1 protein-coding gene and 1 pseudogene are annotated in these 15,714 nt (G+C 77.0%); both read left to right on the top strand.

All coding sequences use genetic code 11. The annotated features are described in order from the left end of the window. Positions 1-4 precede the first annotated feature (4 nt). Positions 5-9,640 (top strand): SDR family NAD(P)-dependent oxidoreductase, encoded by a 9,636-nt coding sequence (locus ACLJQE_RS07640; RefSeq protein ID WP_410638396.1) that lies wholly within the window; start codon positions 5-7, stop codon positions 9,638-9,640. 31 nt (positions 9,641-9,671) lie between these two features. Further along, a pseudogene (locus ACLJQE_RS07635) lies at positions 9,672-15,671 on the top strand (SDR family NAD(P)-dependent oxidoreductase); the annotation flags it as partial. Positions 15,672-15,714 lie beyond the last annotated feature (43 nt).

Genomic DNA, 15,714 nt, shown 5'->3' with positions numbered 1-15,714 from the left:
GACGATGACCACCTCCGCCGAGCAGATCGTCGAAGCCCTCCGCGCCGCGTTGAAGGAAAACGAGCGGCTCAGGCGCCGCAACCGGGAGCTCACGTCCGGCGAGGCCGAGCCGATCGCCATCGTCGGGATGAGCTGCCGGTTCCCCGGCGGGGTCCGGGGTCCGGCGGACCTGTGGCGGGTGGTCACCGCCGGCACCGACGTCATCTCCGGCTTCCCCGCCGACCGGGGGTGGGACCTCGACGCCCTCTACAGCGCCGACCGCGACCGGCCCGGCACCACATACACCCGCTCGGGCGGCTTCCTCGACGGCGTCGCCGATTTCGATCCGGCGTTCTTCGGGATCAGCCCGCGCGAGGCGCTGGCCATGGACCCGCAGCAGCGGCTCCTGCTGGAAGCGTCGTGGGAGGCGGTCGAGCACGCCCGGATCGATCCGGTTTCCCTGCGCGGCAGCCGGACCGGGGTGTTCGCCGGGCTCGTCTACCACGATTACGGCTCCTGGCTGAGCCGGGCACCGGCGGACCTCGAGGGCTACCTCAGCACCGGGATCTCCGGCAGCGTCGCCTCGGGCCGGATCTCCTACACCCTCGGCCTGGCCGGTCCCGCGGTCACGGTCGACACGGCGTGCTCGTCGTCGCTGGTGGCCCTGCACCTGGCCTGCGAATCCCTGCGCCGCGGCGAGTGCACGCTCGCGCTGGCCGGCGGCGTCGCGGTGCTGGCGACACCGATGATGTTCGTCGAGTTCGCCCGCCAAGGCGCACTGTCGGCCGACGGGCGGTGCCGGTCGTTCGCCGCCGGCGCCGACGGGACGGCGCTGAGCGAGGGCGTCGGCATGCTGTTGGTCGAACGGCTGTCCGACGCCCGCAGGCAGGGCCACCCCGTGCTCGCGGTCGTGCGCGGCTCGGCGGTCAACTCCGACGGCGCGAGCAGCGGCCTGACCGCCCCGAACGGGCCGGCGCAGCAGCAGGTCATCCGGGCCGCGCTGGCGAACGCCGGGCTGTCCGCCGCGGACGTCGACGCGGTCGAAGCCCACGGCACCGGTACGCGGCTGGGCGACCCGATCGAGGCACAGGCCCTCCTGGCGACCTACGGCCAGGACCGGACGGCGGACCGGCCGCTGTGGCTGGGCTCCGTGAAGTCCAACCTCGGCCACACGCAGGCCGCGGCGGGCATCGCGAGCATCGTCAAGCTCGTCGAAGCGATGCGGCACGGCGTGCTCCCGAAGACCCTGCACCTCGACGAGCCGACCCCGCAGGTCGACTGGGCCGCCGGGGCGGTGTCGCTGCTGGCCGAGCCGGTGCCCTGGCCGGAGCCGGGCCGCCCGCGCCGGGCCGGGGTGTCGTCGTTCGGGATCTCCGGGACCAACGCGCACGTCGTCCTCGAACAGGCTCCGGCCGACGACGAGCCGGGGACGCACGAGGGCGTGGTGCCCTGGGTGGTGACCGGCGCGACCGCGGCCGCGGCCCGGGCGCAGGCCGCGCGGTTGCGGGCCTTCGCGGCGGACCGGCCCGAACTGTCCACATCGGACATCGCCTGCTCGCTGCTGACCACCCGGCCCGCCTGGGAGCACCGGATCGTCGTCGCCGGCGCCGATCGTGACGCGCTGCTCGCCGGGCTCGGCACCGCGCGGCCGCGCCGGGTGGCCGGCGGGAGGCCGGCGTTCCTGTTCACCGGCCAGGGCAGCCAGCGCCCCGGGATGGGCCGTGAGCTGCACGAGCGGTACCCGGTGTACGCGCGGGCCTTCGACGAGGCCTGCGCGGCCGCCGGGCTCGACCGCGAGGTCGTGCTCGGCGGCGCGGACCTGAGCCGCACAGAGCTGGCCCAGCCGGCGATCTTCGCCCTGGAGGTGGCGCTCTACCGGCTGTTCGAGGCGTGGGGCGTCCGGCCGGAGAAGCTCGTGGGCCATTCGATCGGGGAGATCGCCGCGGCCCACGTCGCCGGGGTGCTCTCGCTGGCCGACGCCGGGACGCTCGTCGCCGCCCGCGCCCGGCTGCTGCAGGCCCTGCCGGAAACCGGGGCGATGGTCGCCGTCCAGGCGACCGAGGCCGAAGTCCGGGCCCGGCCGGCCGGAGCCGCCGGCATCGCCGCCGTCAACGGCCCCGAAGCCGTCGTCGTCTCGGGTGCCGAAGAGGCCGTCGCCGCGCTCGCGGCGCACTTCGCCGCGGCCGGTCGCCGGACCAAGCGGCTGAGCGTGTCGCACGCGTTCCACTCACCGCTGGTGGAGCCGGTGCTCGAAGAGTTCCGGACCGTGGTCGCGGGCCTGTCGTACGCACGGCCCCGGATCCCGATCGTCTCGACCGTGTCGCCGTCCGGGGACCCCGCCACCCCCGGCTACTGGGTCGAGCACGTGCGCGCGACCGTCCGCTTCGCCGACGCGGTCACGGCGCTGGCCGAAGCGGGCGTGACGACCTGCATCGAACTCGGGCCGGACGCCGTGCTCTCGGCGATGGGCGCGGAATGCGCCGAAGACCTCACCTTCGTCCCGGCCCTGCGGGCGGCGGAACCGGAGACGACCACGGTCGTGGCCGCCCTCGGCCACGTTCGCGACGCCGCCTGGCCGGCGTTCCTCACCGGCGCCCGGACCGTCGACCTGCCTGCCTACGCCTTCCAGCGGGAGCGGTTCTGGCTGGCCCACGAGCGGCCGCACGACGACCCGTGGCGCTACCGGATCACCTGGCCGGTACTGCCGGAACGGCCTGCCTCCCCGCCACCGGGCAGGTGGCTGGTCCTGCTCCCGGCCGACGGTGCCCCCTGGGCGGGCGACGTCCACCGGGCCCTCGGTGCCGCCGTCGTCGCCGTCACGCTCGACCCCGGCCTCGACCGCCGCACCACCGGCGAGCGCCTCCGCGCCGCTCTGGGCGGCACAGAGGCGCTCGCCGGGGTCGTCTCGCTCCTCGCCGCGGCCACCGCGCCGCACCCGCAGCACCCGGAGGTGCCGTCCGGGCTCGCCCTCACCACGACGGCGCTCCAAGCCCTCGCCGACATCGGGACCGGCGTGCCCTGCTGGCTGGTCACGCGGTCCGCGGTCGCGGTGGGCCCGGCCGAGGTCCCGGACCCGGACCAGGCGCGGATCTGGGGACTCGGCCAGGTCGCGGCGCTCGAAGCGCCGGATCGCGACCTCCGGCTCGCCGACGTCGCCGGCGACGCGGTGGCGCGGTTCGCCGGTCTGCTCGGCGCGGCCGGCGAGGACCGGGTCGCGGTGCGCCACGACGGTGTCCACGGCCGCCGGCTGGTTCGCGCGGCCGCGCCGGCCACCGCGCCCGAACGGCCGTGGCAGCCCCGCGGCACGGTGCTGGTGACCGGCGGCACGGGCGCGCTCGGCGCCCACGTCGCCCGGTGGCTCGCCGAAACCGGTGCGGAACACCTGGTCCTCGCCGGCCGCCGCGGGCCGGAGGCACCGGGCGCCTCGGCCCTGCGGGACGAACTGACCGCGCTCGGCTCGCGGGTGACCGTCGCCGCGTGCGACGTCGCCGACCGGTCGGCGCTCGCCGCGCTGCTGGCCGAGCACCCGCCGAACGCCGTCTTCCACACCGCCGGCGTCGCGCAGTTCACCCCCGTCGACGACACGAGCGCCGCCGAGCTGGCCCGGGTCGGTGCGGCCAAGGCCGGCGGCGCGGCCCACCTGGACGAACTGCTGGCCGGGACCGACCTGGACGCCTTCGTGCTGTTCTCCTCGATCTCGGGGGTCTGGGGTGCCGACGGCCAAGCGGCCTACGCCGCCGCGAACGCCCACCTCGACGCGCTCGCGCAGCGACGCCGCGCCCGGGGCCTGCCGGCCACGGCCATCGCCTGGGGCGCGTGGGGCGAAGCCGGCATGTCCACCCGCCAAGGCGTCGAGGAGCATCTGCGCCGCCGGGGTCTCGTCGCGATGCCACCCCGGCGCGCGGTGGCCGCGATGCGGCACGCCCTCGACCACGGCGAGACCGCACTGGTCGTCGCGGACATCGACTGGGCCGGTTTCGTGCCCGCCTTCACCTCGGGCCGCCGCGGCGGCCTGCTGGACGAACTGCCCGAAGCGCGGCAGGTCGCGGCGAAGGCGGTGCAGGCCGGGACCACGACGCTCGCGGCCCGGCTGGCGGAGCTGCCCGAGGCCGACCGGCTGCCGTTCGTCACCGACCTGGTCCGCGGGCACGTCGCCGCGGTGCTCGGCCACCAGGCGCCCGGCACCGTCGACCCCGGCCGCGCCTTCCGCGAGCTCGGGTTCGACTCGCTCACCGCCGTCGACCTGCGTGACCGGCTCAACGGCGACACCGGGCTGAGGCTGCCGGCGACCGTCGTGTTCGACCACCCGGACGTCACCGCGCTCGCCGGGGAACTGCACCGCGCGGCGCTCGGCGCGGTGCGGGACGAAGCGACGACAGCGCCGGCAGCGGCCGACGAACCGATCGCCGTCATCGGCATCGCCTGCCGGTTCCCCGGTGGCGCCGACACCCCCGGCCGGTTCTGGGAGCTCGTCCGTTCGGGCCGCGACGCCGTCTCGGGCTTCCCCGAAGACCGCGGCTGGGACCTCTCCGCGCTGTACGACCCCGAGCCCGGGGTGCCCGGCAAGACCTACACCCGGTCCGGTGGGTTCCTCGAGGACGCCACCGGCTTCGACGCCGCGTTCTTCGGGATCAGCCCGCGCGAGGCCCGGGCGATGGACCCGCAGCAGCGGGTGCTGCTGGAGACGTCGTGGGAGGCCGTCGAAAGCGCCGGCATCGACCCGCACCTCCTGCGCGGCAGCCGGACCGGCGTGTTCACCGGGGTGACCCACCAGGGCTACGGCCCGCCGTGGGACTCCGCCGCCGGCGCCGCGGCCGGTCACCTGCTCACCGGGATCGCCTCCAGCGTCGCCGCCGGCCGGGTGGCCTACACGTTCGGCCTGGAGGGCCCGGCCCTGTCCGTGGACACGTCCTGCTCGTCGTCCCTGGTCGCGCTGCACCTGGCGGCCGAGTCGCTGCGACGCGGCGAGTCCACGCTCGCCCTGGCCGGCGGGGCGACCGTGATGAGCACCCCCGGCGCGTTCGTCGAATTCGGGCGGCAGCGGGGACTCGCGCCCGACGGGCGGTGCAAGCCGTTCGCGGCCGCCGCCGACGGCACGGCCTGGGGCGAAGGCGCCGGCGTGCTGCTGCTGGAACGGCTGTCCGACGCCGAACGCCACGGGCACGAGGTGCTGGCGGTGATCCGCGGTTCCGCCGTCAACTCCGACGGCGCGAGCAACGGCCTGACCGCGCCCAACGGCCCGGCCCAGCAGCGCGTCATCCGGGACGCGCTCGCCAGGGCCGGGCTCCGGCCGTCCGAAGTGGACGCCGTCGAGGCGCACGGCACCGGCACGACGCTGGGTGATCCGATCGAGGCGCAGGCGGTGCTGGCGACGTACGGCCAGGACCGGCCGTCGGATCGGCCGTTGTGGCTGGGTTCGGTGAAGTCGAACATCGGGCACACCCAGGCGGCGGCGGGCATCGCCGGGGTGATCAAGATGGTGGCGGCGATGCGTCACGGCGTCCTGCCCCGGACGCTGCACGTCGACGAGCCGACCCCCCACGTGGACTGGCCATCGGGTGCGGTGCGGCTGCTCACCGACGCGGTGGACTGGCCGGCCGGGGACCGGCCGCGGCGGGCGGGCGTCTCGTCGTTCGGCATGAGCGGGACCAACGCGCACGTCGTCCTCGAACAGGCACCGGCCCGGGTGCGTCCCCGGCCGGTCGCGGCCCCCGCGGCCGTGCCCCTGGTCCTCTCGGCGAAGACCGAAACCGCGCTGGCCGCGCAGGCCGCCCGACTGCTGTCCCATGTGGATGGTCGGACGGCCGTCCCGTGGGCGGATCTCGGGGCCTCACTGGCCGCGCGCCCGCTGTTCGGCCACCGTGCCGTGGTGCGGCCGGCGGGGGACCCGCGCCCGGCGCTGCACGCGCTCGCGACCGGTCAGCCGTCGCCCTCGGTGCTCTCGGGTGTCGCGGGCACACCGGGCCGGCCCGTGTTCGTGTTCCCCGGCCAGGGTGGTCAGTGGGCCGGAATGGGTGCGCGGCTGCTGCGCGAGTCCGGCGTGTTCGCCAAGCACGTGGCCGAATGCGACGCCGCGCTGGGCGAGTTCGTCGACTGGTCGGTGACCGACGTGCTGCTCGGCGAACCGGGGGCGCCCGGCCTGGACGCCGTCGACGTCGTGCAGCCGGCGCTGTTCGCGATGATGGTGTCGCTGGCCCGGCTGTGGCAGTCGGCCGGCGTCGAGCCGGCCGCGGTCGTCGGGCACTCCCAGGGTGAGATCGCCGCCGCCTGCGTCGCCGGCGCGCTGTCCCTTCCGGACGCCGCCCGCGTGGTGGCCCTGCGCAGCAAGGCCTTGGGCGAGCTGGCCGGTCAGGGCGGGATGGTCTCGGTCGCTCTGCCCGGACCCGCGGCGGCGGACCTGCTGGCCCGCTGGGACGGGCGGCTCGCGCTCGCCGCGGTCAACGGGCCCTCCTCGGCGGTGGTCTCGGGCGACCCCGGAGCCCTGCGCGAACTCGTCGCGCACTGCGCCGGCGAAGGCGTGCGGGCCCGGGTCGTGCCGGTGGACTACGCGTCGCACTCACCGCACGTCGAGCGGATCCGCGACCGGTTGCTGAGCGAGCTCGCGCCGATCCGGCCGCGGGTGCCGGAGATCGCGTTCTGGTCGACGGTCACCGGCGAGCGGCTCGACGGCCCCGCGACGGACGCCGGCTACTGGTACCGGAACCTGCGGCGGACGGTGCTGCTCGAACCGGTCGTCGAGCGGCTCGCCGGGCAGGGCCACCCGGCGTTCGTCGAGGTCGGACCGCACCCCGTGCTGCTGGCGGCCGTGCTGGAGACCGTCGAGGCGAGTGGCGCCGACGCCGTGGTGACCGACACCCTGCGGCGCGGCGACGGTGGCCTGGACCGGTTCGCCGGATCGGTGGCCGCCCTCCACGTCCGGGGCGTCGCCGTCGACTGGGGGCCGTTCTTCCCCGACGCCCGGCGCGTCCCGCTGCCCACCTACCCGTTCGAGCGCGAGCGGTTCTGGCTGGACCGGGGCGCGACGGCCGGGGGAGCGGCCGCGGGGCCGCCGGAGTCCGGGCACCCGTTGCTGGGGGCGGTCGTCGCGGTCGCCGACCGGGCGGAGGTCCGGTTCGCCGGACGGCTGGGCACCGCGGGCCGGCCGTGGCTCGCCGACCACGCCGTGCACGGGGTGGTCCTGTTCCCCGGCACCGGGTTCCTGGAGCTGGCGAGCGCCGCGGGCGACCACACGGGGTGCCCGACCGTCGAGGAGCTGACGCTCGAGGCGCCCCTGGTGCTGACCGCGACCGGGACCGTCGAGACGCAGGTGCTGGTCGGCGAGCCGGACGAGGCGGGCCGCCGCGGCGTCGCCGTCCACGCCCGGCCGGACGGCGGGGCGTGGACGCGCCACGCCACCGGGGTGCTGTCGGTGGCCGAACCGGCGGCGCCCGGGCTGCCCGAGTGGCCGCCGGCCGGCGCGGTCCCCGTCGACCTGACCGGCTTCTACGACGACCTCGCCGAACGGGGTTACGGCTACGGCCCGGCCTTCCGCGGCCTGCGGGCGGCCTGGCGAGCCGGCGACGACGTCTACGCCGAAGTCCGCCTCCCGGACGGCTGTCCCGCGGAGTCCTTCGGCCTGCACCCCGCCCTGCTGGACGCCGCGTTGCACGCCGCCGGGCTGCTGAGCGCCCCGGACGGCCTGCCGTTCTCGTGGACCGGGTACACGCGGTTCGCGGCCGAGGCCACCGGGGTGCGCGTCCGGCTGTCCCCGGCCGGTGGCGACGGCCTCGCGGTGACCGTCGCCGACGAGACCGGCGCGCCGGTCGCCCGGATCGACGCTTTGGTGACCCGGCCGGTCCCCGAGCTCGCCCGTCCGTCGGCGGCCGCCGACGGGCTCCACCGGCTCGACTGGGTGCCCGTCACCGCCCCGGCCACCGACGTCCCCGCGGCCTGGACCTCCGTGTCCACAGTGGACGATCTCGCGGCCGGGAGCGGCGTCCTGGTGGCCGGGTTCGCCGTCGAGGACGGCGATCCGGCCACCACCGTCCGCCGGACGACGTCGCGGGCGCTGGAGCTCGTGCAGGCCTTCCTCGGCGGCGAGCACCGCGCCGAAACGGACCGGCTCGTGCTGCACACCCGCGGTGCCGTCGCGGCCGGTGCGGGGGAGCTGCCGGACCCGGCCCAGGCGGCGGTCTGGGGCCTGGTGCGCTCCGCGCAGTCCGAGCACCCCGGCCGGTTCGTGCTCGTGGACGACCCGGCCGGGGACCGCCTCGGGGCGGCCCTCGCCCTCGACGAGCCGCAGGTCGCGGTCCGGGACGGCGAGTTCCGGGTTCCCCGCCTCGCCCGCCTGGCCCCGGGCACCGGCACCCCGGCGTGGGGCGGCGGGACGGTGCTGGTCACCGGCGCGGCCGGGCTGATCGGCGGCCTGGTCGCACGGCGGCTCGTCACCCACCACGCCGTCACCCGGCTCGCGCTGCTCGGGCGGCGCGGTGCCGGCACGCCGGAAGCCGCCGCGCTGCTGGCCGAGCTGCGCGAGCTGGGGGCCGAGGTCACCTGGCACGCCTGCGACGCCGCGGACCGCGCCGCGCTGGCCGAGGTCGTGGCCGCGCTGCCGGACCTGACCGCCGTCGTGCATTCGGCGGGTGCGCTGGACGACGGCGTCGTCACGGCCCTGACCCCCGCGCGGCTCGAGACGGTGCTGCGGCCCAAGCTCGACGCGGCACTGGCGCTGCGCGAGGTGACGAAGGAGCGGGACCTGGCGGCATTCCTCCTGTTCTCGTCGGCGTCCGGGCTGCTCGGGACGGCCGGGCAAGCCGGCTACGCCGCGTCGAACGCCTTCCTCGACGCGTTCACCCACCGGCTCCGCGCCGAAGGTGTCCCGGCGAAGGCACTGGCCTGGGGTCTGTGGGCCGAACCGAGCGGGATGAGCGGCGGCCTCGGCGACGTCTACCTCGCCCGCGGCGCCCGCATCGGCCTGCTGCCGCTGTCCTCGGACCAGGGCCTCGAACTGTTCGACGCGGCACTGAGCGTGGCCGAAGCGGTCGTCGTCCCGGTGCGCGTCGACACCGCGGCCCTGCGCTCGGCCGGGGACCCGGCCGCGGTGCCGCCCGTGCTGCGCGGCCTGGCCGGGCCCCACCGGCGCCGGGCGGCCGATCCCGGCCGCGGCGCCGACCCGGCCGGTTTCGCCCGGCGGGTGCGCGCGTTGGGTCCGGCGGAGCGCACCGAGGCGGTGCTCGGCCTGGTGCGGGAGCTGACCGCGGACGCGCTGGGGCTCACGACCGCCGCGGCCGTGCGCGACGACCGCGGGTTCCTGGAGATCGGGTTCGACTCGCTGATCGCCGTGGAGTTCCGCAACCGGCTCAGTGCCGCCACCGGGGTCAAACTGCCGAGCACGCTGGTCTTCGACCACCCGTCGCCCGCCGCGGTCGCGGCGTTCACCGGGGCGCGCCTCGCCGGTGCCGGGGAGGACACCGCGGCCGCGGCGCTCGCCGGCCTCGACGACGTCGCCGCCGTGCTCCGGTCCGCCGGACCCGAGGTGCGGGCCCGGATCCTCACGCGCCTGCAGGCCCTCGTCGCCGGCCCCGGCGCCGCGCCGGACGACGACACCGGCCGCGAGGACCTGGCCGGGGCGACCGACGAGGAGCTCTTCGAACTCATCGACAACGACTTCGGGATGGCGTGACGTGGCCGACGAGGACCAGCTCCGGACGTACTTGAAGCGCGCGGTCACCGAGGCGCGCGACGCCCGGCAGCGGCAGCGCGAACTCGAAGACCGGGCGCGGGAGCCGATCGCGATCATCGGGACGGCCTGCCGGTTCCCCGGCGGGGTCCGCACTCCCGAGCAGCTGTGGCGGCTGGTCGTCGACGGCACGGACGCCGTCGGCGGCTTCCCCGAGGACCGCGGCTGGGACCTCGGCGGGCTGTTCGACGCCGATCCCGACCACCCCGGCACGTCCACCACGGCGGCGGGCGCGTTCCTCCACGACGCCGCCGAGTTCGACGCCGGGTTCTTCGGGATCAGCCCGCGCGAGGCGGTGGCGACCGACCCCCAGCACCGGCTGCTGCTGGAAACCGCCTGGGAAGCGGTGGAACGCGCGCGGATCGACCCGGTGTCGCTGCGGGGCACCCGCACGGGCGTGTTCGCCGGCGTGATCTACACCGAGTACGGCGCCCGCGTCTGGAACGGCAACGCGCCCGAGGGTCTCGAAGGCTTCCTCGGTACCGGCAGCGCCGGCGGGGTCGCCTCCGGCCGGATCGCCTACACGCTCGGCCTCGAAGGACCGGCGATCACGGTGGACACGGCGTGCTCGTCGGCGCTGGTCGCGCTGCACCTGGCGAGCGAATCGCTGCGGCGCGGTGAATGCACGCTGGCGCTCGCCGGCGGCGTCACCGTCCTGGCCACGCCGGCGGCGTTCCTCGAGTTCTCCCGGCAGCGCGGCCTCGCCCCGGACGGCCGGTGCAAGCCGTTCGCCGCCGCGGCCGACGGGACCGGCTGGGCCGAGGGGGCCGGGATCCTGCTGCTGGAACGGCTTTCCGAGGCCCGCCGCCTCGGCCACCCCGTGCTCGCCGTCGTGCGCGGCTCGGCGGTCAACTCCGACGGCGCGAGCAGCGGCCTGACCGCGCCCAACGGCCCGGCCCAGCAGCGCGTGATCCGGGCGGCGCTGGCGAACGCCGGACTGGCCGCGGCGGACGTCGACGTCGTCGAGGCGCACGGCACCGGCACGACGCTGGGTGATCCGATCGAGGCGCAGGCCGTGCTGGCGACCTACGGCCAGGACCGGCCGGTGGACCGGCCGTTGTGGCTGGGTTCGGTGAAGTCGAACATCGGGCACACCCAGGCCGCCGCCGGGGTGGCCGGGGTGATCAAGGTGGTCGAGGCGATGCGTCACGGCGTCCTGCCCCGGACGCTGCACGTCGACGAGCCGAACCCCCGCGTGGACTGGGCGGAGGGCGCCGTTTCCCTGCTGACCGCCCAGGTGCCGTGGCCGGAGACCGGCCGCCCGCGCCGGGCCGGGGTGTCGGCGTTCGGGCTCTCCGGGACGAACGCGCACGTGGTCGTCGAACAGGCCCCGCCCGAAGACGAGCGGCCGGACCCCGCGCCGCCCGCCGGCATGGTGCCCTGGGTCCTGTCCGGCCGGACCGGGCAGGCGGTGCGGGACCAGGCCGCCCGGCTGGCGGCCTTCGCCGGGGAACGGCCGGAGCTGTCCCCGGTGGACATCGGGCGGTCGCTGGTCACCACGCGGCCGCTGTTCGAGTACCGGGCCGTCGTCGCCGGAGCCGACCGGGCCGAGCTGCTCGCCGCGCTCGCGCGGGCCGAGCCGGAGCCGGCCGCCGGGGGCAAGGTGGCGTTCCTGTTCTCCGGCCAGGGTGCCCAGCACGCCGGCATGGGCCGGCAGCTGTACGACCGGTTCCCGGTCTACGCGACGGCTTTCGACGCCGTGTGCGCGCGGTTCCCGCGGCCCGTGCGGGACGTCGTCTTCGGGGACGCCGAAGCCTTGGCCCGCACGGAGTACGCCCAGCCGGCGTTGTTCGCCGTCGAGGTCGCGCTGTTCCGCCTCCTGGAGTCGTGGGGCCTGCGGCCGGACGTCCTGGCCGGACACTCGGTCGGCGAGCTCGCGGCCGCGCACGTGGCCGGGATCCTCTCGCTCGCCGACGCCGCCGCGCTGGTTGCCGCCCGCGGCGCGCTGATGCAGGCCCTGCCCGCGGGCGGCGCGATGACCGCGGTCGAAGCCACCGAGGCCGAAGTCCGCCCGTACCTGGGCGCCACGACCGGGATCGCCGCCGTCAACGGACCGCGGGCGGTGGTGCTCTCCGGGGCACGGGCGGACGTCGATCGGATCGCGGAGACCTTCGCCGGGCAGGGCCGCCGGACGAAGGCGCTGGCCGTGTCGCACGCGTTCCACTCGCCGCTGGTGGAGCCGATGCTGGCGGAGTTCCGCCGCGTCGCCGAAGGACTCGCCTACGCTCCGCCGCGGATCCCGATCCGCTCGACGGTGTTCCCCGGCGCCGACCTGTCCACCGCGGACTACTGGGTGACGCACGTCCGCGCGACGGTGCGCTTCGCCGACGCCGTCGAGACCCTGCGGGCCGAGGGCGTGACGACCGGTCTGGAACTGGGACCCGACGGCGTGCTCTCCGGGATGGGTGCCGCCTGCACCGGGGACATCCGCTTCCGGCCCGCGCTGCGCGCCGGCCGCTCGGAGCCGCGGACGCTGTTCGGCGCGCTCGCCACCCTGTCGCCCGACTGGGCGGCGCTGTTCCCGGGCAGCCGCCGGGTCGACCTGCCGACGTACGCGTTCCAGCGCGAGCACTTCTGGCTCCGGGAGCCGCCGCGCGCCGCGGACGTCGCCGCCGCCGGGCTCACCGCGCTCGACCACCCGCTGCTCACCGCGGGCGTGCCCGTGGCGGCCGGCGGTGAGCTCGTGCTGACCGGGCGGCTGCCGGCCACGGGCCAGCCGTGGCTGGCCGACCACGAAGTGCTGGGCAAGCGGCTGCTGCCGGGAGCCGCCGTGGTGGAGCTGGTCCTGCGGGCCGCCGACGAAGCCGGGTGCGGGCAGATCGAAGAACTGACCCTCGAAGCCCCGCTGGTCCTGCCGGACGGCGAGGCGACCCGGATCCAGGTCGTGCTCGGCGCCCCCGGGCCGGCCGGGCGCCGCGCGGTCGACTTCCACGCCCAAGCCGGAGAAGGGCCGTGGACGCGGCACGCCACCGGTTCCGTCGTCGTGGCCGCCGGTCCGGCACCCGAGGAGGTACCCGGGTGGCCACCGGCGGGAGCCACGGAGCTGCCCGTGGCGGACCTCTACGACGACCTGGCGGCCGCCGGCCTCGGCTACGGCCCGGCGTTCCAGGGTCTGCGCGCCGTCTGGCGCGCCGGGGACGAGGTCTTCGCCGAGGTGGCGCTGCCCACCGACGCCGACCGCTTCGGCGTGCACCCGGCCCTGCTCGACGCCGCCCTGCACGCGGCCGCCCGCCTCGGGTCGCTGGCGGAGCCCGGGGTGCCGCGGATGCCGTTCTCGTGGAGCGGGGTGCGCCTGCACGCCGCCGGAGCGACGGCCCTCCGGGTGCGGCTCGCCCCGGCCGGGGGAGCGGACGCGGTGTCCCTGGCCGCCACGGACGGGGCCGGGCGACCGGTGCTGACGGTCGGCTCCCTCGTCCTGCGACCGGTCGTGGCGGCCCAGCTGGGCGACCGGCCGCGGACCGGGGAACTGCTCCGGCTCGACTGGCCGCGGCTGCCGCTGCGGCCGGTCGAACCGGGCGGCCGGCCCGTCGCCGGCGAGCTCGGCCCGGCCCTCGCGCACGTGGACGTCTCGGCCAAGTACCACGACCTGGCCGAGCTGGGCCGGGCGATCGACGCGGGGACGGCGGTGCCGCCGGTGGTGCTGACGTCCGTCGCCGCGGGCTCCGGCGACCTCGCCGCCACCGTCCACGACACGGTCGCCCGGATCCTCGCGCTCGCCCGGTCCTGGGTCGAAGACGAGCGGTTCGCCGGCTCGCGGCTGGTGCTCGTCACCCACGGCGCGGTGGCGGCCGCGTCCCCCGACCTGGCCCAGGCGCCGCTGTGGGGCCTGTTGAGATCCGCGCAGGCGGAGCACCCGGACCGGTTCGTGCTCGTCGACACCGACGCCACCGAGGCGTCGGCCCGGGTACTGGCGGACGCGCTGGGCGCCGGCGAGCCGCAGCTCGTGCTGCGCGACGGGCAGGCGCACGTACCCCGGCTGGCCGCGGCCGCCGCGGCCGGGCCGATCACCTTCGGCTCGGACGGGACCGTCCTCGTCACGGGCGGTTCCGGGGACCTCGCCGGCGTGCTCGCCCGCCACCTCGTCCGCGCCCACGGGGTCCGCCACCTGCTGCTGGCCGCCCGGCGGCCGGACCGGGCGGCCGGGCTGGCCGCCGAGCTGAGGGGGCTGGGCGCCGACGTGGCGGTCGTGGCGTGCGACGTCGCCGACCGGGAGGCCGTCCGCTCGCTGCTGGCGGGCGTGCCCGCCGCGCACCCGCTCACCGCCGTGATCCACACCGCGGGCGTGCTCGACGACGGCGTGCTGACCGCGCTGCGGCGCGAGCAGCTCGACGCGGTGCTGCGCCCGAAGGTGGACGCCGGGCTCGTCCTGCACGAGCTGACCCGGGACCTCGACCTGGCGGCGTTCGTCCTGTTCTCCTCGGCTGCGGGGCAGTTCGGCGCGCCGGGCCAGGCCGGTTACGCGTCGGCGAACGCGTTCGCCGACGCGCTGGCCCAGCGGCGCCGGGCCGAAGGCCTGCCCGCGACGGCGCTCGCCTGGGGCCTGTGGGCGCAGGACGGCGGCATGGCGGGCGGTCTCGGCGGCGCCGAGCTGAACCGGATGGCGCGCGCGGGTGTCGTCGCGCTGTCCGAAGAGGACGGTGTGCGGCTGTTCGACGCGGCGTTGGCGGGCGAAGACGCCGTCCTGGTCCCGATCGGCCTCGACCGGGCCGTGCTGCGGCGGTCCGGCGACCGGCTGCCCCCGCTGCTGCGCGGGCTGGTCCGGACCCCGGTCCGGCGCGCCGCGGCGAGCGAGCCGGACCCGGCCGCGCCGTTCGGCGATCGGCTCGCCGGACTGTCCGAAGAGGACCGTCGCGCCCGCGTGCTGGAGCTGGTCCGCCACGAGGCCGCCGTCGTCCTCGGCCACGCGAGGGCGGACGCGATCGCCGCCGGCCGTCCGTTCCTGGAAGCCGGGTTCGATTCGCTCACGGCCGTCGAACTGCGCAACCGCCTCACCGCGGCGACCGGGGTGCGGCTGCCCGCGTCGGTCGTGTTCGACCTGGCCACGCCCGCCGCGCTGGCCGGCCGCGTCGCCGGGGAGCTGGCGACCGCCGGCTCCGCGCCCGCGGCGGACGTGGGCGACACGGTCAACGCGCTGTACCGCCAGGCGTGGGAGCGGCGGGAAATCGCGGCGGGCAACGACTTCCTGCGCGCGGCGGCGCGGCTGCGGCCGAAGTACGACGACGCGTCGTACCTGGCGGAGCTGCCACCGCCGGTCCGCCTGGCGAACGGCCCGGCGCGGCCGCGGCTGATCTGCGTCCCGACCCTGGCGGCGTCGTCGAGTCCCTTGCACTACGCGCGGTTCGCGGCCGAACTGCAGGGCGTCCGGGACGTCTCGGTCGTGCACCTGCCGGGATACGCCGACGCGGGGGAGAGGCTGCCGGCGTCGTTCGACGCGATGGCCGGCCTCCTGGCGGAGTCGGTGGAGCGCGCCGCCGGCGGGGAGCCGTTCGCGCTGGTCGGCTATTCGGCCGGCGGCTGGCTGGCCACGGCGGCGGCGCTGCGGCTGGAGGAACGCGGCCGCACCCCGGCGGGCGTGGTCCTGGTCGACACGTACTTCTTCGACGAGGACCTGCCCCTGATCGAACCGACCCTGGCGGACGAGATGTTCGCGCGCGAGCGGTTCTTCGGCCGCATCGGCCACGCCCGGCTCACGGCGATGGGCGGCTACCTCACGGTGCTCGGCACGTTCACCCCCCGGGCCACGAAGGCGCCGATGCTGTTCGTGCGCGCGAAGGACCCGCTCCCGACGGAGGCCGACGGCGTCGGCCCGGACCACCCGATCTGGCAGCACGAGATCGCCTTCGCCGACGACACGGTCGAGGTGCCCGGGCACCACATGAACGTGATGGAACAGGAGAACGCGGCGGAGGTGGCCCGCGCGGTGCACCGGTGGCTCACCGATCGGGAACGGGCCGGGAGGCCACCCTCGGCGTGACCGCGTCCGCGCCGCCGGTGGATGGCGTCCGTCAGACGGTGAC

Source organism: Amycolatopsis sp. lyj-346 (genome assembly GCF_046548975.1).
In the GTDB taxonomy this organism is placed as follows: Bacteria; Actinomycetota; Actinomycetes; order Mycobacteriales; family Pseudonocardiaceae; genus Amycolatopsis.
This window is presented reverse-complemented; position numbering and strand designations above follow the sequence as displayed.